General features: G+C 66.9%; 15 protein-coding genes. 6 read left to right on the forward strand and 9 right to left on the reverse strand.

Annotated features, from left to right (window positions below):
• Positions 1-54 precede the first annotated feature (54 nt).
• Positions 55-789, reverse strand: a complete 735-nt coding sequence (locus A5781_RS06880) for an ATPase (protein WP_082939234.1) — start codon at positions 787-789, stop codon at positions 55-57.
• Between A5781_RS06880 and A5781_RS06885 the strand changes: the two genes are divergently transcribed.
• Positions 766-1,404, forward strand: coding sequence for an MBL fold metallo-hydrolase (locus tag A5781_RS06885; RefSeq protein WP_067203091.1), 639 nt, complete (start codon positions 766-768; stop codon positions 1,402-1,404). The genes A5781_RS06880 and A5781_RS06885 overlap by 24 nt on opposite strands.
• A 92-nt stretch (positions 1,405-1,496) precedes the next feature.
• Here the strand turns inward: A5781_RS06885 and A5781_RS06890 are convergent, their stop codons facing one another.
• Positions 1,497-3,164, reverse strand: coding sequence for an FAD-binding dehydrogenase (locus A5781_RS06890; RefSeq protein ID WP_067203094.1), 1,668 nt, complete (start codon positions 3,162-3,164; stop codon positions 1,497-1,499).
• 48 nt (positions 3,165-3,212) lie between these two features.
• On the reverse strand, positions 3,213-3,917 hold the full coding sequence (locus A5781_RS06895) for a DUF2334 domain-containing protein (protein ID WP_067203096.1): 705 nt from the start codon (positions 3,915-3,917) through the stop codon (positions 3,213-3,215).
• A gap of 137 nt (positions 3,918-4,054) precedes the next feature.
• Between A5781_RS06895 and A5781_RS06900 the strand changes: the two genes are divergently transcribed.
• Complete coding sequence (locus tag A5781_RS06900) at positions 4,055-5,674, forward strand: DHA2 family efflux MFS transporter permease subunit (RefSeq protein ID WP_067203098.1); 1,620 nt, start codon at positions 4,055-4,057, stop codon at positions 5,672-5,674.
• Between the two features lie 262 nt (positions 5,675-5,936).
• Positions 5,937-7,562: a DHA2 family efflux MFS transporter permease subunit gene (locus A5781_RS06905; RefSeq protein ID WP_067203101.1), complete on the forward strand. Its 1,626-nt coding sequence runs from the start codon at positions 5,937-5,939 to the stop codon at positions 7,560-7,562.
• A 10-nt stretch (positions 7,563-7,572) separates the two neighbouring features.
• Here the strand turns inward: A5781_RS06905 and A5781_RS06910 are convergent, their stop codons facing one another.
• Both A5781_RS06910 and A5781_RS06915 read right to left on the reverse strand, forming a co-directional pair.
• Entirely contained in the window at positions 7,573-9,723 is a 2,151-nt protein-coding gene (locus tag A5781_RS06910) for a S9 family peptidase (protein WP_067203170.1), read from the reverse strand.
• A complete protein-coding gene (locus A5781_RS06915; protein ID WP_067203103.1) occupies positions 9,720-10,607 on the reverse strand; it encodes a phosphoribosylaminoimidazolesuccinocarboxamide synthase in 888 nt (295 codons plus the stop codon). Before A5781_RS06915 ends, A5781_RS06910 begins: the two co-directional genes overlap by 4 nt.
• 64 nt (positions 10,608-10,671) lie before the next feature.
• Between A5781_RS06915 and A5781_RS06920 the strand changes: the two genes are divergently transcribed.
• On the forward strand, positions 10,672-11,292 hold the full coding sequence (locus A5781_RS06920; RefSeq protein WP_067203105.1) for a hypothetical protein: 621 nt from the start codon (positions 10,672-10,674) through the stop codon (positions 11,290-11,292).
• On the opposite strand, the gene A5781_RS06925 is transcribed toward A5781_RS06920, so the two are convergent.
• Genes A5781_RS06925 through purB form a run of 3 tightly spaced genes read right to left on the reverse strand, consistent with a single transcriptional unit; the run spans position 11,257 to position 14,935 of the window.
• Positions 11,257-12,276 carry a tellurite resistance/C4-dicarboxylate transporter family protein gene (locus A5781_RS06925; protein ID WP_067203108.1) on the reverse strand — a complete coding sequence of 340 codons (1,020 nt, stop codon included), beginning with the start codon at positions 12,274-12,276 and terminating at the stop codon, positions 11,257-11,259. The two genes, A5781_RS06920 and A5781_RS06925, sit on opposite strands and share 36 nt — an antisense overlap.
• On the reverse strand, positions 12,273-13,520 hold the full coding sequence (locus A5781_RS06930) for a cytochrome P450 (RefSeq protein WP_067203110.1): 1,248 nt from the start codon (positions 13,518-13,520) through the stop codon (positions 12,273-12,275). Before A5781_RS06930 ends, A5781_RS06925 begins: the two co-directional genes overlap by 4 nt.
• Positions 13,517-14,935 carry an adenylosuccinate lyase gene (purB, locus tag A5781_RS06935; protein ID WP_067203113.1) on the reverse strand — a complete coding sequence of 473 codons (1,419 nt, stop codon included), beginning with the start codon at positions 14,933-14,935 and terminating at the stop codon, positions 13,517-13,519. Before purB ends, A5781_RS06930 begins: the two co-directional genes overlap by 4 nt.
• Before the next feature lie 42 nt (positions 14,936-14,977).
• On the opposite strand from purB, the gene A5781_RS06940 reads away from it, so the two are divergent.
• A complete protein-coding gene (locus tag A5781_RS06940; RefSeq protein WP_067203115.1) occupies positions 14,978-15,724 on the forward strand; it encodes a DUF429 domain-containing protein in 747 nt (248 codons plus the stop codon).
• On the opposite strand, the gene A5781_RS06945 is transcribed toward A5781_RS06940, so the two are convergent.
• Positions 15,658-16,320 (reverse strand): TetR/AcrR family transcriptional regulator, encoded by a 663-nt coding sequence (locus tag A5781_RS06945; protein ID WP_067203118.1) that lies wholly within the window; start codon positions 16,318-16,320, stop codon positions 15,658-15,660. The genes A5781_RS06940 and A5781_RS06945 overlap by 67 nt on opposite strands.
• A gap of 73 nt (positions 16,321-16,393) precedes the next feature.
• Between A5781_RS06945 and A5781_RS06950 the strand changes: the two genes are divergently transcribed.
• Positions 16,394-17,311, forward strand: a complete 918-nt coding sequence (locus A5781_RS06950; RefSeq protein WP_067203121.1) for an alpha/beta hydrolase-fold protein — start codon at positions 16,394-16,396, stop codon at positions 17,309-17,311.
• The last annotated feature ends 23 nt before the right edge of the window (positions 17,312-17,334 follow it).

Genomic DNA, 17,334 nt, shown 5'->3' on the forward strand with positions numbered 1-17,334 from the left:
CCTCCTCAGATCTGTCTTCGCGCCAACTCTACCGGCGGAGGTGCAGCTCGGCCGTTACGGGCACGAGGCAATGTAGGCCTCGCAGAGGGGCGCGGTCATGGCGTTCAGCACGGGGTCGTCGGCCATTGCCGGCCACGGGACCTGCGGCGGGCCCGACGACCAGAGCGTGAGCTCGCTGATCGTGCTGCTGGCCGGGTGGGCGAGCAGGTAGATATGCATGACGACCGGACCACTGATCACCGCGGCCATCCGGTTCGTTTCGTCGCTGGTGATCGATGGTGATTGCAACGGCGCACGTTGCTGGCAGGACCGCAGCGCGGCGACGGCGTTGCTGAACACCGACCCGGCGATGGCGCCGCCGCTTGCCGTATCGCCGCGCCAGTGCAGGATCTGTGCCTGCAACTGCCACTGCCCGTCCGGGTGGGCGACCGTGCCACGTGCCACGACCGCCGAGTCGCGGGGATCACGCGGCACCGGCGGTGTGGCACACACCTCCTCGAACCGGAATCGAGGGCCGGGCGTCGACCCGGTCACCTGCGCTGCCAGGCCCGCCAGCGGGGGCCAGCTGTAAACCGGATCCAGCGGCACCGCTCGGCGCTGGATCCACGCGGAGTCGGGGATCTGGTCACACACGGGCGGACAGGCCTGCGGCTCGGCGGGTGCGGGCACGGCGATGATGAGAGCCACCGCGAGGCCGCCGACCACCACCATGGTCGCCAGGATCACCCGCATCGGCATCACCCCCGTCGGGGCACAATCGTAGTCATGCAGCTGACGCATTTCGGCCATTCCTGTCTACTTGCCGAATTCGACCACACCCGCGTGCTCTTCGATCCTGGAACGTTCGCGCACGGTTTTGAGGGCATAACGGGGTTATCGGCCATCCTGATCACCCATCAGCACCCCGACCACGTCGACGGCAGCCGCCTGCCGGCGCTGCTCGAGGGCAACCCGGACGCCGCGCTGTTCGCCGATCCGCAAACCACCGCCCAGCTGGGCGCGCCGTGCCAGGCCGTGCACGTCGGTGACGAGCTGAGCATCGGTGAGCTGACGGTTCGCGCGGTCGGCGGCAAACACGCCGTCATTCACCCCGAAATCCCTGTGATAGAGAACATTTCATTCCTCGTGGGCGACGGCGATCATCGCGCCAGGCTGATGCACCCCGGCGATGCACTGTTCGTGCCCGACGAGCCGGTGGACGTATTGGCGGCACCGGCGGCCGCCCCGTGGATGAAAATCTCCGAGGCCGTCGACTACCTGCGCGCGGTGGCACCGGCGCGCGCGGTGCCCATCCACCAAGGGATCATCGCCCCGGATGCCCGGGGCATCTACTACGGGCGGCTCACCGAGATGACCACGACCGATTTCCAGGTGCTGCCCGAGGAGGACGCGGTCACCTTCTAGTGCGAGCAGACGCAAAATGGCACAATTTCTGCTCGATCAATGCGATTTTGCGTCCGGTGGCCCGGCAGGGCCCGGCGAACACCCTGGCGGAGCTAGGCGATGTCGTCGGCCACGCCGCGGCCGGCGGCCCGGCCGGAGAAGATGCAACCACCCAGGAACGTGCCCTCCAGGGCGCGGTAGCCGTGCACACCGCCCCCGCCGAAGCCGGCGACCTCACCGGCGGCGTACAACCCGCTCAGGGGTGTACCGTCCGCCTTCAGCACGCGGGCGGCCAAATCGGTTTCGATGCCGCCCAACGTCTTCCGGGTCAGGATGTGCAGCTTCACCGCGATCATCGGCCCCGCCTTCGGATCGGTCAGCCGGTGCGGTGCCACCACCCGGCCCAGCCGGTCGCCGAGATAGCCCCGGGCGGCGCGGATCGCGGTGATCTGGCCGTCCTTACTGAACTTGTTGGCCACCTCGCGGTCGCGGGCGGTCACCTCGCCCTCCACCGTGGCGTAGTCCAGCGGCGCCACGTCGGGCAGCTTATTCATCCCGGTAACCAACTCCCGCAACGAGTTTGCGCTGACGAAGTCCACTCCCCGGTCGACGAACGCCTGCACCGGCCCCGGCGGTCCGGAGCGCGCCCGGTTACGCAGCAGCTCGCGCAGGCTCTGCCCGGTCAGATCGGGATTCTGCTCCTGCCCGGACAGTGCGAATTCCTTCTCGATGATTTTGGCGTTCAACACAAACCAGGTGTAATCGTACCCGGATTTGGTGATGTATTCCAGCGTGCCGAGGGTGTCGAAGCCGGGGTACAGCGGCACCGGCAACCGCTTGCCGGTCGCGTCGAGCCACAGCGACGACGGCCCCGGAATGATCCGGATGCCGTGCAGCGGCCAGATCGGGTCGTAGTTGGTGATGCCCTCGGTGTAGTGCCACATCCGGTCCGGGTTGATCACCCGCGCACCGGCCCGCTGGGAGATGCCGATCATCCTGCCATCAACGTGCGCGGGCACGCCGCTGAGTAACTGCTCGGGGATGCGGCCCATCCGCGTCGGCCAGTTCTTGCGCACCAGATCGTGGTTGGCGCCGATGCCGCCGCTGGTGACGATCACCGCGGGCGCGCGGAACTCGAATTGCCCCGCGGCCGTTCGTGACGACGCCACCCCCCTGGGCGCGGCCGAGGGCTCCAGCACCGTGCCCCGGACGCCGGTCACCGCGCCGCCCTCGACGATCAACTCGTCGACCTGGTGGCGGTGCGCGAAGCGCACCGTCGAGCGGTCCCGCAGCTGACGGGCGAAGATCTCGACCAAAGCGGGCCCGGTGCCCCACGTGATGTGGAAGCGGGGCACCGAATTGCCGTGGCCCTGTGCGTCGTACCCGCCACGTTCGGCCCAACCCACCAACGGAAAGAGCTTGAGTCCCCGATCACGCAGCCAACGGCGCTTCTCCCCCGCGGCGAAATCGACGTAGGCGTGCGCCCATTGGCGTGGCCAGTAGTCCTCCGGCCGATCAAACGCCGCGGTGCCGAGCCAATCCTGCAAGGCGAGTTCGTGGCTGTCTCGGATCCCCAAACGGCGCTGCTCGGGGCTGTCGACGAAGAACAGGCCGCCGAACGACCAGAACGCCTGCCCACCCAGGTTGGCACTGCTCTCCTGGTCGACGATCAGCACCCGCATGCCGCGGTCCACCAATTCGCAGGCGGACACCAACCCTGCGAGTCCCGCCCCCACGATGATGGCATCGGCGCCGAACCCCGCGGCCGAAGAATCGCTCATGTCAGACCAGGGTAGTGCCCGTGCCGGGCGGGTTGAGGGGACGCTTCGTCAGGCCGCGTCGAGAATCGCCTTGTCGCGCCGCCAGCGGTAAACCGCGGGCGCGCAGCCATGCATCAGCGACAGATCGACGGCGTCCACCATCGCCTGCAGCGGACCGGATTTGCGCAGGTGACGAGCTGCGACGGCGACCCGCACCACCCCGCCGCGCCGGGCGATCCGCTCGGCCGACAGCACCACCATCCGGCACCACCACGGTTCGGTGAGGAAGCCTTCCCCGATACCCAGTACCCGAGAGCGCACGGTGGTGTGCCGAATCAGGTCGGTGATGCCATGTAGGTCGGCGAGCAGGCGAAAACCGTTGTCCGGCAACGCCTTCACGACGCCCGGGGACACCACCCAGCCGGGTGCCGCGAACAGCCGCGTGCGCAGCCCGAGGTGCTCGAGCACCCGGTCGGCAGCCATCAGCCGCAGGTTTGCCTCGTGTGCCCGAAGGATCGCGAACTCGCCGCGGCGCTTCTTGGTGGCCGCATCGTCATAGCCGTGCAGCACGATGGCGTCGCCGCCGGATCGCCGGTCGGTCAACCATTCGACGGTGCGCGGGTCGTGGTCGAGCCGGTAGTCACCACTGAGCCGGGGTGCCACCAACAGCGACACCGGCACGTTGCGGGCATCCATTTGCGCGCAGAACGCCTCGACGTCGCTCAGGGTGCGTTCGCCTATCCCCGAGACCGAGACGATCAATTTTCCAGCCACACCCGCAGTTTGACGATCTCAGGTGTCGGAATGGTGAAGGACACGCAGACGGCAGGCGTATATCGATACCGCAGGTCCTGCCGATCCGCTCCGCGCGGCACGGGCCCGCGGGCGACAGCAAAGAGAATCGGTTCGATATGCTAAGCAACGCCATGGATCAGGCCCCGTACGCAGCGGCCGACACCCCGCTGCCATACGTCCCCGCCCCGCAGCTGGGCGAGGGTGAGCGGGGCTACCCCGACAAGCTGGACGCCGGACTGTTGCGGATTTCCGGCGTGTGCATCTTGGCCACGGTGATGGCGATCGTAGATATCACCGTCGTCAGCGTCGCGCAGCGCACCTTCATCGACCAATTCGCGTCCTCGCAGGCCGTTGTCGCTTGGACAATGACCGGCTACACGCTGGCGTTGGCGACCGTGATACCGATCACCGGGTGGGCGGCCGACCGGTTCGGCACCAAGCGACTCTTCATGGGCTCCGTCCTGGCGTTCACACTGGGCTCGCTGCTGTGCGCGCTGGCCGCGAACATCTTGCAGCTCATCGTCTTTCGGGTAGCCCAAGGCATTGGCGGTGGCATGCTGCTGCCCCTTAGTTTCATGATTTTGACCCGGGAAGCGGGCCCGTTGCGGCTCGGTCGCCTGATGTCGATCCTGAGCATCCCGATGCTGCTCGCCCCGATCGGTGGCCCAATCATGGGTGGCTGGCTCATCGGCACCTCCAGCTGGCGGTGGATCTTCCTGATCAACCTGCCGATCGGAGTCATCACCATCGTGCTCGCGGCCATCGTCTTTCCCCGGGACCACCCTGCGCGGTCGGAGACCTTCGACCTCGTCGGCGTGCTGCTGCTGTCTCCCGGCCTGGCGACATTCCTGTTCGCGGTGTCGTCGATCCCGCATTGCGGGACCGTGGCCGACCGCCGCGTGCTGATACCGGCGACCATCGGTCTGGGGTTGATCGCCGGGTTCGTTGCGCACGCATGGCGCCGTGCGGATCACCCCCTCATCGATTTGAGGTTGTTCCGCAACCCGGTGCTCACTCACGCCAATGTGACGATGCTGGTGTTCGCCGCAGCCTTCTTCGGCACCGGCTTGCTGCTGCCGAGTTACTTCCAGCAGGTGCTGCACCAGACGCCGATGCAGGCGGGCCTGCGCATGATCCCCCAGGGACTCGGCGCCATGCTGACGATGCGGCTGACCGGACCGTTGGTGGACCGGAAGGGGCCCGGCAAGATCGTGCTGGTCGGGATCGCGCTGATCACCGCCGGCCTGGGTACCTTCGCGGTCGGCGTCGCCAGGCAGGCCGACTACCTGCCCACGCTGCTGATCGGCCTGGCGATCATGGGCCTCGGCATGGGCTGCACCATGATGCCGCTGTCGGTCGCCGCGGTGCAGGCGCTGGCCCCGCACCAGATCGCCCGGGGCACGACGCTGATGAGCGTCAGCCATCAAGTGGGCGGGTCGGTGGGCACCGCGCTGATGTCGATGATCCTGACCAATCAATTCAACCGGAGTGAGAACATCGTCGCCGCAAACAAGGTTGCAGCGTTGCAGCAGGAAGCCGCCGTCAGCGGGGTGCCGGTCGACCAGTCCGCAATACCGCGGCAGACGCTCGACGCCGGTTTTTGGGCCAACGTCGTGCACGACCTTTCCCACGCCTATACGGCGGTATTTGTGATTGCGGTGGTGTTGGTGGTCTCTACGATCATTCCGGCGTCCTTTTTGCCGAAAAAGCCGGCGAGCCAAACCGTCGGTAAGTAGCGCAATTCGCTTTATCAGCAAATCGCACCGAGGGGAGAAAGGCCGGCTCTGGCGGCCGTTACGGGGTGCCGGTTTGCCGCCACACTCGTTCTGCGGGGCACCTGCCCCGGTGGTGGGAGGTCTTGAACCGTTACCGGACCGGGTCGGTGCGCGTGCGGTGTCGTTGTGGGACCGACAACCGAAAACGCCTGCATGCAGCGGGTTAGCGGCGTCGGCCGAGCCAAACGCCTAAAAGCGTCCGCTTGCGGGTACCGATATCGCTATGCTCGGCGACACAATGCAGAAGGCCTCTTCCGGCGTGTCCGACGCTCTGGTGTCCACCGCTGACACCGGCGAGTTGGACCACGACGCCGCCGCACGCGAGTACCCCGACAAGCTTGACGCCGCATTACTTCGTATCGCCGGGGTGTGCGGGTTGGCCTGCATCATGGCGATTCTCGACAACACGGTGGTCGCCGTGGCGCAACGCACCTTTATCGACCAATTCGGGTCGACCCAAGCCATCGTCTCGTGGACGATGGCCGGCTACATGTTGGCGTTCGCTACTGTAATTCCGATAACCGGGTGGGCAGCCGACCGATTCGGTACCAAGCGGCTCTTCATGGGCTCGATTCTGTCGTTCACGGTCGGCTCGCTGCTATGCGCCATAGCGCCAAACATATTGCTTCTGATCATTTTCCGCGTCCTGCAAGGTATTGGCGGCGGCATGCTCTTGCCGCTGAGCTGGACGATCTTGACCCGCGAGGCGGGCCCGAAGCGGGTCGGTCGCCTGATGGCAATCGGGGGAATTCCGATTCTGCTCGGGCCAATCGGTGGACCGATATTGGGCGGGTGGTTGATCGACTCCTACGGGTGGAAGTGGATCTTCCTGGTCAACCTGCCGATAGGCCTGGCCACGTTCGTCCTCGCCGCGATCCTCTTTGCGAAAGACCGCCCGTCCCCGTCGGAAGCACTCGACGTCACTGGGCTGCTGTTGTTGTCCCCCGGGGTGGCGATATTCCTATGCGGGGTGTCGTCCATCCCCGGACGACACACGATTGCCGACCCGTACGTGTTGGCACCGGCGGCCGTCGGCGTGGCGCTCATCACCGCCTTCGTCTTGCACGCCCGGTTCCGCACGGATCATCCGCTCATCGACCTTCGGCTGTTCAAGAACCCGGTGGTCACCGAGGTCAACGTAACGCTGCTGGTATTCGCCGCCGCCTCAGTTGGCGCCACGCTGCTCATCCCTAGCTACTTCCAGCTTGTATTGCATGAGACGCCCATGCAGGCGGGGCTGCACTTGGCGCCGGTGGGACTCGGCGCGCTGATAACCCTGCCGATCGCAGGGGTGTACATGGACAGATACGGGGCGGGCAAGATAGTGCTGCTTGGCCTCCCGGTAATGGCCATCGGCCTTGGCATCTTCACGTTGGGCGTGGCGAGGCAGGCTCATTATTCGCCGATCCTGCTCGCCGGTCTGACGATCACAGGCCTCGGTGTGGGTTGCACCACGACGCCGCTCTCGGCCGCGCTCATGCAGTCACTCGCCCCGCATCAGATCGCCCGCGGTACGACGCTGGTGAGCGTCAACCAGCAGCTGGGCGGCTCGATTGGTGCCGCCTTGATGGCAGTCGTCCTGACCAACCAGTTCACCAGCGATGAAACCCTGGCAGCCGCGAGCAAAATGGCCTCGCTTCAGGAGGAGGCCGCCAGACGCAGACTGCCGGTTGATCCGTCGGCAATCCCGCGGCAGGCCCTGTCCCCGGATTTCGCCAGCCATGTGACGCATAACCTCTCTCAGGTCTACACCCTGGTGTTTGTGCTGGCCGTGATCCTGGTGGCGTTCACGATCATCCCGGCCGCATTTCTGCCGCGGAAGCCGGTAACACCGCGCGACGTTTCGTGACCGTTGGGGCCTACCCCTCGACGTCGTCTTTCTGTCCGCCGCTATCGCGGTGGCCTTCGGCGACAGCTAACAGCCAGGCGTACTGGAATGCGGTTTCCTGCCACGCCTTGTAGCGGCCACTGACCCCGCCGTGTCCGGCGTTCATCTGGGTCTTCAGCAGGATCGGACTGCCGCTGGCGTTGGCGTGCCGCAACGCAGCCACCCACTTGGCGGGCTCGACGTAATAGACCCTGGTGTCGTTCAGGGAAGTCATCGCCAGAATGGCCGGATACTGCTTGGGCTCGACATTCTCATAGGGCGAATATGACTTCATGTAGGAATATACGTCTTTGTCCTGCAATGGGTTTCCCCACTCGTCCCATTCCGTGACGGTCAGCGGCAAGGAGGGATCGAGGATGGTGGTCAGCGGGTCGACGAACGGGACCTGCGCCAGGATGCCGGCGAAGAGATCCGGCGCCAGGTTGGCGACCGCCCCCATCAGCAGGCCGCCCGCACTGCCGCCCAGCGCCACCAGCTGATGCGGCCGGGTGACACCCGTGTCAACCAAGTGCCTTGCCACGGCTACGAAGTCGGTGAAGGTGTTCTTCTTCTCCAACAGCTTGCCGTGCTCGTACCACGGCCGGCCCATCTCACCGCCACCGCGGACGTGGGCGATGGCGAAGACCATGCCGCGGTCGAGCAGCGACAACCGAGCGATGGAGAAGCTGGGGTCGGTACATATCTCGTAGGCGCCGTAGCCGTAAAGCAAGGCCGGCGCGGGGAATTCGATCCCGGCGCGGTGCACGATGGATACCGGGACGCGGGTCCCGTCGTCCGCTAGGGCCCAGTCGCGCCGTTCTACGTAGTCGTCGGTGCGGTAACCGCCGAGCACGGGTTGCTCGCGCAGCAAGGTTCGTACCCCAGTGGCAAAGTCGATGTCGTATACCCGCGCCGGGATGACCAGCGACCCCGCTCTGATTCGCAACTTGGGCGCATCCCAGTTCGGGTTGCCCGCGGGACCGGCCGACATCAGCTCCGAGTCGAACGTAATCTCCTCGGGCTCAGCGTATTCCCCTCCGGAACCGATGTGCCACACCTGGAGCCGGGGCAAAGCCTCCCGCCGGTAGCTGACCACCAGATGGCCGGCGAAGGCGTCTACGCCGTCGAGTCGCACGTCGTCGCGGTGCGGGATCAGGGTGCGCTGCTGGGTCGGGTCGCTCACCGGCGCTTCGGTCAGTGTGAAGTTCACCGCGTCTTCGTTGTGCAGAATCAAGAACCGGTCCTGCCCACCGACGACCGCGTGCTCGACGGCGTACTCGATGCCTTCGCGCCGCGGCAGCACCACGGTGAACGGTGCGCGCGGATCGGCGGCGTCGGCGTACCGGTACTCGGAGGTGATCGAGGAGCCCGATGCGATCAAAACGTAGGCCTCGCTACGGGTGAGCCCCACGCCGAGCCAAAACCGTTCGTCGGCCTCGTGATACACCAACTCCGCGGGCTCGCCGGAGCCCACCCGGTAGCGCCAGACCTTGTCGGGGCGGTGGGCCTCATCCAGGGTCAGGTAGTACACGGTGCGGTTGTCGGCCGCCCAGGTCGCGCCCGCCCCGATGTCGGCGATCTGGTCCGGATACAGCTCGTCGGTGCGCAGGTCCTTGAAGCGCAGCGTATAGCGTTCGTCCCCGACGGTGTCGACGGAATACGCCAGCAGATTCCCGTCCAGGCTGACGGTCGCGGCACCGAGCGCGAAGAATTCGTGGCCTTGCGCCTCGGCGTTCGAGTCGAGCAGGATCTGCTCGCCGGGTATTTCGGTGTCCTCTTCCAAAGCCGGCGGATCCCAGTCATCGGGATCGCTTACCGGACAACGGCACTGGACGCGGTACTGCTTTCCCTCGAAGGTGCGGGCGTAGTACCACCAGTCGCCCTGCCGCGTCGGAACCGACAGGTCGGTCTCCTTGGTGCGCGCCTTGATCTCCTCGAAGATCTTCTGCCGCAAAGGTTCGAGATCAGCCGTCATCCGATCGACGTAATCGTTTTCCGCCTCGAGGTAGGCGATGACTTCGGGGTCGGACTTGTCGCGCAGCCACTCGTAGGGGTCGATGAAGACGTCTCCGTGATGCTCGCGTCGGGTCTCCTCGCGCTTGGCGACGGGCGGCGCCGACGCGCCGGCGCGTGTTTCCGTCATGCGCCGATCCACTCGCCGAAACTCAGGCCCGAAATGCGTTCGTAGGCATCGATATAACGGCCCCGCGTGACGTCGATGATGTGGTCGGGCAGCGGTGGCGGTGGTTGCGAGCCATGGCGGTCCCAGCCCGACTCGGAGCTGGTGAGCCAGTTACGGACGAATTGCTTGTCGAAGCTCGTCTGCACAACCCCGACCCGGTAATCCTCGGCCGGCCAGTATCGCGAGGAGTCGGGCGTGAAGATCTCGTCGGCCAGCAGCAAGTTGCCGTCGCGGTCGGTGCCGAACTCAAACTTCGTGTCGGCGATGATGATTCCCCTCGTCAAGGCGTGGTCGGCGGCCTGCACATAGATCTGCAGCGTGCGGTCGCGCAGCTGGTTGGCATAAACCCCGCCCACCAACTCGATCACCCGGTCGAACGAGATGTTCTCGTCGTGATCCCCCAGCGCGGCTTTGGTGGCGGGGGTGAACAGCGGTTCGGAGAACTTGCTGGCCTCGACGAGGCCGGGCGGCAGGGTGATGCCGCAGACCTTCCCGGTCGCCTGATAGTCCAGCAATCCCGACCCGGTGAGGTAGCCGCGTGCCACACACTCCACCGGCAGCATCTCCAGCCGACGCACCACCAGGGCACGACCCAGGACCTCCTCGGGGATTCGTGGGTCATCCGGTGGGCCGGCCAGGTGATTGGGAGCGTCGACCAGACCGAAGAAGAAGACACTCATCGCGGTGAGGATGCGGCCCTTGTCCGGGATCGTGCTGTCGAGGACGTAGTCGTACGCCGAGATCCGGTCAGTCGCGACCAGCAGCAGATGTTCGTCGTCGACGCGATAGATCTCGCGGACCTTGCCGCTGGCCAGGTGCCGGTAGTCGGACAGTGCAGGGCGCATCGGGTCAGCCTATCGGGCACCCGGGAAGGGGCCGCGTGTCGGGAGCTGTGCTGGGATCGAGACCATGACCCCGCGGTTTTTGCCCTACTCCACCCGGCCCGGCCGGCTGATGGCCCAGCTGCTCAGCGACTTCGCCGTCGTCCTGTGGACCGCCATCTGGCTGCTCGTCGGCCTGGCGGTTTACGACGCCGTTTCGACGATCGCCGAGGCCGGCCGGCAAGTCGAGAGCGGCGCGCATGGCATCGCCGGCAACCTGGCGTCGGCCGGCAAGGGCGCCCAGCACATCCCTTTGGTGGGGGACGCGGTCAGCCAACCGCTGAACTCCGCCAGCCAGGCGGCGCTCGATCTTGCAGGCGCCGGCCACGACCTGGACTCCACGGCCAGCTGGCTTGCGGTCCTGCTGGCGATGGCCATCGCCGCCGTCCCGATCCTCGTCGCGGACGTACCGTGGCTTCTCCTGCGGCTGCGGTTCTTTCGACGGAAATTGACGGTGACCGCGCTCGCCGCGACCCCGGCCGGCGAGCAACTCCTTGCCTTGCGGGCATTGACGAACCGACCGCCGGGAAAGCTCGCCGCGGTCAGCGCGGATCCGGTCGGTGGGTGGCGCCGGGAGGATCCGTTCACCATCCGTGCGCTGGCCGCACTCGAATTACGCGCGGCCGGCATCTCGATCGGCCGGCTCTAGCAGCCCGCGGCCGAGGAGCAACAGCCCAGCGACGACCACAACGAGCCACGCCGCCAACGCATCCCAAAAGAAGACCAGCGAAACCGTCAGCAATGACCGCTGGCCGATCTCGCCCGCCATGGCGTAGCTGGCCGCGGAATACATACCCAGCGGGAACACGAACGCCCACCACACCCCGGCGAAGCGCAACACGTTGGGACGCCGGCTGATCCGGTGCAGGCCGAAGTAGATCAGTGGCGGTATCCACAGGGTGGCCGTCATCCATGTCACGACGGTGACGATGCGCACGGGCCCGGCCAGCCAGGCGGGGGCCAGGGGGTGGATGTTGTCGCCGGCCAGCGTCGCAATCGCCATGCCGCCCATCAGGATCCAGGTGTCCGGCTCGAATCCGTCCCGGTCCTGTCGTTCGTTCACGACCCGCCGTAGGATCAGCCAGGTCATCAGGCCATAGATGAGGATCGCCGCCGCCCACACCGCCACGGCTACGGTCAGCCACCAACGATGACCGGTGTGGTACGCCGCCCGGGCGATGACGATCGCTAGCCCGGAGCTTCCCACGCTACCCAGTTCCCACGCGCCGTGGGCGCGGTCGCGCAACGCCGACCAGCGGCGCGCCAACATGTTCCGCGCGGTGAGGCCGATCAGCACCAACCAGGACGACAGTCCGACCGCGCCGAGTACCCGCAGCACCCACACATTGGACGACAAACGGGTGTCGATCACCGCGCAGGCGGCGACGAAGGTGAACAACCGAAGGGTGACATCGGGATCCGCCAGATCCCAGCGCAGTTTCTCGCGCCTGCCGACGGCTGTCGTGACCACCAGGACCACCAAGAACACCAGGCCGACGGTGGCGACGACGCCCAGCGTGTCACTGATCCAGCGGTAGCCGTGGTTGTGCGCAGCGATCGACAGAATTCCGGTCGCCATGACCGCGGCGAAGACATCCGGCGTCGGCTCGGCATCGACGTGTCGGATCGTCACCGGTCCTCTAGTAGTTCCACAACCAGGTGCCGGATGCCGGTATGCCGATTACTGCGAGCCCATTCGACCGGCCGCACAACCCGCACGCCGCCGAACCGGGAGAACAGTTCCTCATAGAGCACGCGCAGTTCCAGCCGGGCCAGATTGGCGCCCAGGCAATAATGCACGCCTTGACCGAACCCCAAGTGCGGGTTGGGCTTTCGAGCGATATCAAAATCGTCGGCGCGCTCGAATGCAGCGGCGTCGCGATTCGCCGAGCCTTCCCAGATCTGGATCTTCTGGCCCGCCTCGATCGACTGCCCGCCGAGCGTGGCGTCGCGCGTGGCGGTACGCCGCTTGGACGGCGACGGCGACGTCCACCGCACGATCTCCTCGACGGCGGTCGGCAGCGCGCCGAGATCCGCGCGCAGCGCCCGCAGTTGCTCCTGATGGTTCGCCAGCGCCAGCAGCCCTCCGGCGACCGCATTGCGCGTCGTCTCCGCGCCGGCGCTGAACAACAGGCTGAAGAACAGGTAGAGCTCGAGATCCGACAGGGACGGCGCGTCCGCGTCGTCGACCATCGCGTTCGCCACGACCGACAACATGTCGTCGGTCGGCTCGGCCCGCTTCGACGCGATCAGCTGCTGGCCGTACTCGTACATCCGTGACCCGGCCTCTTCGACCGACAGCTGCGATAATGACGCCTTGCGCGAGCCGCCGAAGTCGAACTGCGGCTCGATGGCCTCGAACAGCCAATGTCGTTCGGACTCGGCCACTCCCAACAGGATGCAGATCATCTGCATCGGCAGCTCGGCGGCGATGTCGACCAGGAAGTCGAACGGTTCGCCGGGCACCACCGCGTCCAGCAGCCGACGCGTCCGCGTCCGCAGGTCGTCTTCGACCAGCCGGATCATTCGCGGTGTCAGCCCGGAGCTGACGAGTCGCCGTATCTGTGAGTGGCGCGGGTCGTCCATCATGTTGAGTACTTGCCCGGCGATGGAGAGGTCCTGCAGCAGCGTGCCGCCGTACGGCCGGCCGCCGCCCGTGACCGATGAGTACGTCGCCGGATCCTTAAGCACCTCAAGCGTTTCCGCATAGGTGGCGACGGACCAGAAACCCTCGCTGTCGGGGGTGTTGTCGGTCGGCTCGTGCCAGTACACCGGCGCCTCGCGACGGTGGATGGCGAACAAGTCGTGCGGAAATCCGTTGGCGAAATTTTCCAGATCGGTGAGGTCGATCCCCGCGAGCGCGCCGGCGAGGGTCACAGGATCGCGCCCGGGGCGTACTTGGCAGCGTCCGGGTAGCGGCTTACCAGCGCGTCCACCGTGGCGGCCATCTCGTCCACCTGATCGCCGGCGGCTCCGATGAACGCCTTCTTGTCGGCCAGCGCGGCATCCAGCGCCGCCCGGTCCAGCGGCAGTCGCTCGTCGGCGGCCAACCGCTCCAGCAGGTCGGGCTCCGCGCCCTGCTCCCGCATGGCCAGGGCCGTCGCGACCGCGTGCTCGCGGATCACATGGTGCGCGGCCTCGCGCCCCATCCCCGCGCGGACTGCCGCGATGAGCACCTTGGTCGTGGCCAAGAACGGCAGGTAGCGATCCAGCTCGCGGCTGATCACCGCGGGGTAGGCGCCGAACTCGTCGAGCACGGTCAAGAACGTCTCGATCTGCCCATCTATGGCAAAGAAGCTGTCCGGCAATGCAACTCGGCGCACCACCGAGCAGAACACGTCACCCTCGTTCCACTGCGCGCCCGCGAGCTCGGCGACCATCGAGGCATAACCGCGCAGCACCACCTGCAGCCCGTTGACCCGTTCGCAACTGCGGGTGTTCATCTTGTGCGGCATCGCCGACGAGCCGACCTGGCCCGGAGCGAATCCCTCGGTGACGAGCTCGTGCCCGGCCATCAGCCGGATCGTGTGGGCCATCGACGACGGTCCGGCGCCGAGCTGCACCAGCGCGGAGAGCACGTCGTGGTCGAGCGATCGCGGATAAACCTGCCCGACGCTGGTCAAAACCGTTGCGAAGCCGAGGAATTGGGCCACGCGACGCTCGAGTTCGGCCAGCTTTGCCGCGTCACCGTCCAGCAGGTCCAACATGTCCTGGGCGGTGCCCATCGGGCCTTTGATGCCGCGCAGGGGGTAGCGATCGATCAACTCGCGCAGCCGCGTCAACGCGATCAGCGTCTCTTGCGCGGCGGACGCGAACCGCTTCCCCAACGTGGTGGCCTGCGCGGCGACGTTGTGGCTGCGTCCGGCCATCACCAGGTCGCGGTAGGCCACCGCACGTTCGGCGAGCCGCGCCACCACCGCGATCCCATGGGAGAAGACCAACTCCAGGGACCGCCGGATCTGCAACTGCTCCACGTTCTCGGTCAAGTCGCGGCTGGTCATGCCCTTGTGCACGTGCTCGTGACCAGCCAGCGCGTTGAACTCTTCGATGCGGGCCTTGACGTCGTGGCGCAACGCCCGCTCGCGCTCCGCGATCGAGGCCAAATCGACGTCCTCGAGCACCCGCTCGTAGTCGGCGATGGCGTCCTGCGGAACGTCCACTCCTAGCTCCGCCTGTGCCCGCAGCACCGCCAGCCACAGCCGGCGTTCGGCGACGACCTTGGCCTCCGGCGACCAGATCGCGACCATTTCCGCGCTGGCGTACCGGGCGGCCAGGACGTTCGGAATGCTCACAGACATAGAGCTTACGATCCGGCACGCCATACCCTGGGCAGGATGTACTTCGCCGGCGTCGATCTGGCGTGGGCCGGGCGCAATCCCACCGGGGTCGCGGTCGTCGACGCCGGGGGCTGCCTCGTGCACATCGATGCCGTCGGCGACGACGCGGCGGTGCTCGCCGCATTGTCGCCCTATGTGCGGGAGCAGTGCCTGGTCGGATTCGACGCGCCGCTGGTGGTGACCAACCCGACCGGCCAGCGTCCCGCCGAAGCGGCGCTCAACCGCGACTTCCGCAAGTTCGAAGCCGGGGCGCACCCGGCTAACACGGCGAAACCGGAGTTCGCCGACGGCCCACGCGCGGCGCGACTGGCGCGGGCGATGGGACTGGACATGGACCCGCGGTCACCGGCGTCCCGGCGCGCGATCGAGGTCTACCCGCATCCGGCAACCGTGGTGCTGTTCCGGCTGGAGCGAACGCTCAAGTACAAGGCCAAGCCCGGCCGCGGCGTCGATCAGCTCAAATCCGAGCTGCTCTTGCTGATGGACGGCATCGAGAAGCTCGCGCACGCTGCGGTGCCCCTGCAGGTGGCGGGTAGTGAAGAGTGGGCTCGGCTGCGCAAGCGCGTAACCACCGCCGAGCGCAAAAGCGAGCTGCGCCGCGCCGAGGATCCCGTCGACGCCGTCGTCTACGCCTATGTGGCGCTCTACGCGCAGCGCAGCCCGGCGGACGTGACGATTTACGGCGACTTCGCCACCGGGTACATCGTGACGCCTTCGCTGCCGGCCGACCGCAGGGGCCGCTGATCGATGGGGGCGAGCACTTCGATGAGATCGACCACCGTCCCCAGCGCCGCCGCCCGAGGATCGCGGCCCTCGACCAACGCGGACACCACCGAACCGTCGACCGCGCAGATCAGCGTGCACACCAGCTCGATGTGTACCGTGCGGCCCGATCGCTCGACGGCCTCGGCCACGGCCTCGGCGCGCTGCCGCAGGCTGCGACGCATGGTCTCGCGCAATGCGGGCAGCCGGGTGCACGCGATGTGTCGCTCGTAGCGCGAGATCAACTGGTCGCTGAGCCCCGGGCTGGACACGTCGCCGACGAGCAGATCGACCAACACCTCGGCGATGGTCTCCGGTCCGCGGCGCCGACGGGAAAGGGCGGTGACCCGCGACCGCAGCTGCGCCACCTCGATCATCGCGATGTGTTCGACGGCGCGCGCAATCAAATCATCAAGGGACGAGAAGTAATACGTAGTAGACGCCAACGGCAGTCCGGCCCGCCGAGCGACCGCGCGGTGGCCCACCGCCTCGAATCCACCTTCGGCAAGCAGCTCGGCGGCAGCGCTCACGAGCGCATACCGCCGACGTTCTCCCTTCGGAGTGACTGCTGCCGTCACGAGTAGCCATCGTGCCAGCCAAAGTGGTACTGCATTGCCATTTCGGCCAAACGGCCCGCCAAACGAACGTGGCATGATGGCCCGCATGCCCGACTTCAGCCGCCGTGCCCTGCTGGGTCTCGGCGCCGGCGCCGCCGCGGGCGCAGCGGGCACGTATGCGCTCGACGTCCTGTTCAAGCCCCGACCATCCCAGGCTATGCCGCTGTCAACGGCCGGCACCCAGGCGCCGCTGGCGCCGCCGCCGACCCCACCTCTCGAACCGGCTCCCCCGGGTCAGCCGGCGCCCACCATGGTGACGGGTTCCTTCGTATCGGCGGCACGCGGCGGCATCAACACCAACTGGGCGATCGCACGACCGCCCGGCCAAACGAAGACGCTGCGACCGGTCATCGCGCTGCACGGCAAGGGCAGCGACGCATCCACGGTGATGGCCGGCGGCGTCGAACAGGGCCTGGCCCAGGCCGTCAACGCGGGCCTGCCGCCGTTTGCCGTGGTCGCCGTCGACGGTGGCGGCAGTTATTGGCACAAGAGGGCGTCCGGCGAGGACAGCGGGGCCATGGTGCTCGACGAGCTCATCCCGATGTTGAGTAGCCAAGGCCTGGACACCTCGCGGGTGGCGTTCTTGGGCTGGTCGATGGGTGGCTACGGCGCGTTGCTGCTGGGGGGCCGGCTGGGTCCGGCGCGCACCGCGGCGATTTGCGCCGTCAGTCCCGCACTGTGGCTTTCCTCCGGCGCGGCCGCGCCTGGTGCCTTCGACGGGCCCGACGACTTCGCGGCGAATTCGGTGTTCGGGATGCCTGCGCTGGGGTCGATTCCCATTCGGGTCGATTGCGGCGACGGCGATCCGTTTTACGCCGCGACCAAACAGTTCATCGCGCAACTGCCCCATCCGCCTGCGGGCGGTTTCTCGCCCGGCGGCCACAACGGGGAGTTCTGGAGTTCGCAGCTGCCCGCCGAGCTGACCTGGATGGCGCCGCTGCTGACGGCGTGAATGCGCTTGGCCATCGTGCGTCA

Source organism: Mycobacterium sp. 852002-30065_SCH5024008 (assembly GCF_001665645.1).
GTDB classification, from domain to species: Bacteria; Actinomycetota; Actinomycetes; order Mycobacteriales; family Mycobacteriaceae; genus Mycobacterium; species Mycobacterium paraffinicum.

Bases quoted from the DNA above. Each gene is read 5' to 3' on its own strand.
- A5781_RS06885 (WP_067203091.1), top strand. From the start codon at position 766: ATGCAGCTGACGCATTTCGGCCATTCCTGTCTACTTGCCGAATTCGAC.
- A5781_RS06880 (WP_082939234.1), bottom strand. From the start codon at position 789: ATGGCCGAAATGCGTCAGCTGCATGACTACGATTGTGCCCCGACGGGG.
- A5781_RS06890 (WP_067203094.1), bottom strand. From the start codon at position 3,164: ATGAGCGATTCTTCGGCCGCGGGGTTCGGCGCCGATGCCATCATCGTG.
- A5781_RS06900 (WP_067203098.1), top strand. From the start codon at position 4,055: ATGCTAAGCAACGCCATGGATCAGGCCCCGTACGCAGCGGCCGACACC.
- A5781_RS06905 (WP_067203101.1), top strand. From the start codon at position 5,937: ATGCTCGGCGACACAATGCAGAAGGCCTCTTCCGGCGTGTCCGACGCT.
- A5781_RS06910 (WP_067203170.1), bottom strand. From the start codon at position 9,723: ATGACGGAAACACGCGCCGGCGCGTCGGCGCCGCCCGTCGCCAAGCGC.
- A5781_RS06915 (WP_067203103.1), bottom strand. From the start codon at position 10,607: ATGCGCCCTGCACTGTCCGACTACCGGCACCTGGCCAGCGGCAAGGTC.
- A5781_RS06920 (WP_067203105.1), top strand. From the start codon at position 10,672: ATGACCCCGCGGTTTTTGCCCTACTCCACCCGGCCCGGCCGGCTGATG.
- A5781_RS06940 (WP_067203115.1), top strand. From the start codon at position 14,978: ATGTACTTCGCCGGCGTCGATCTGGCGTGGGCCGGGCGCAATCCCACC.
- A5781_RS06950 (WP_067203121.1), top strand. From the start codon at position 16,394: ATGATGGCCCGCATGCCCGACTTCAGCCGCCGTGCCCTGCTGGGTCTC.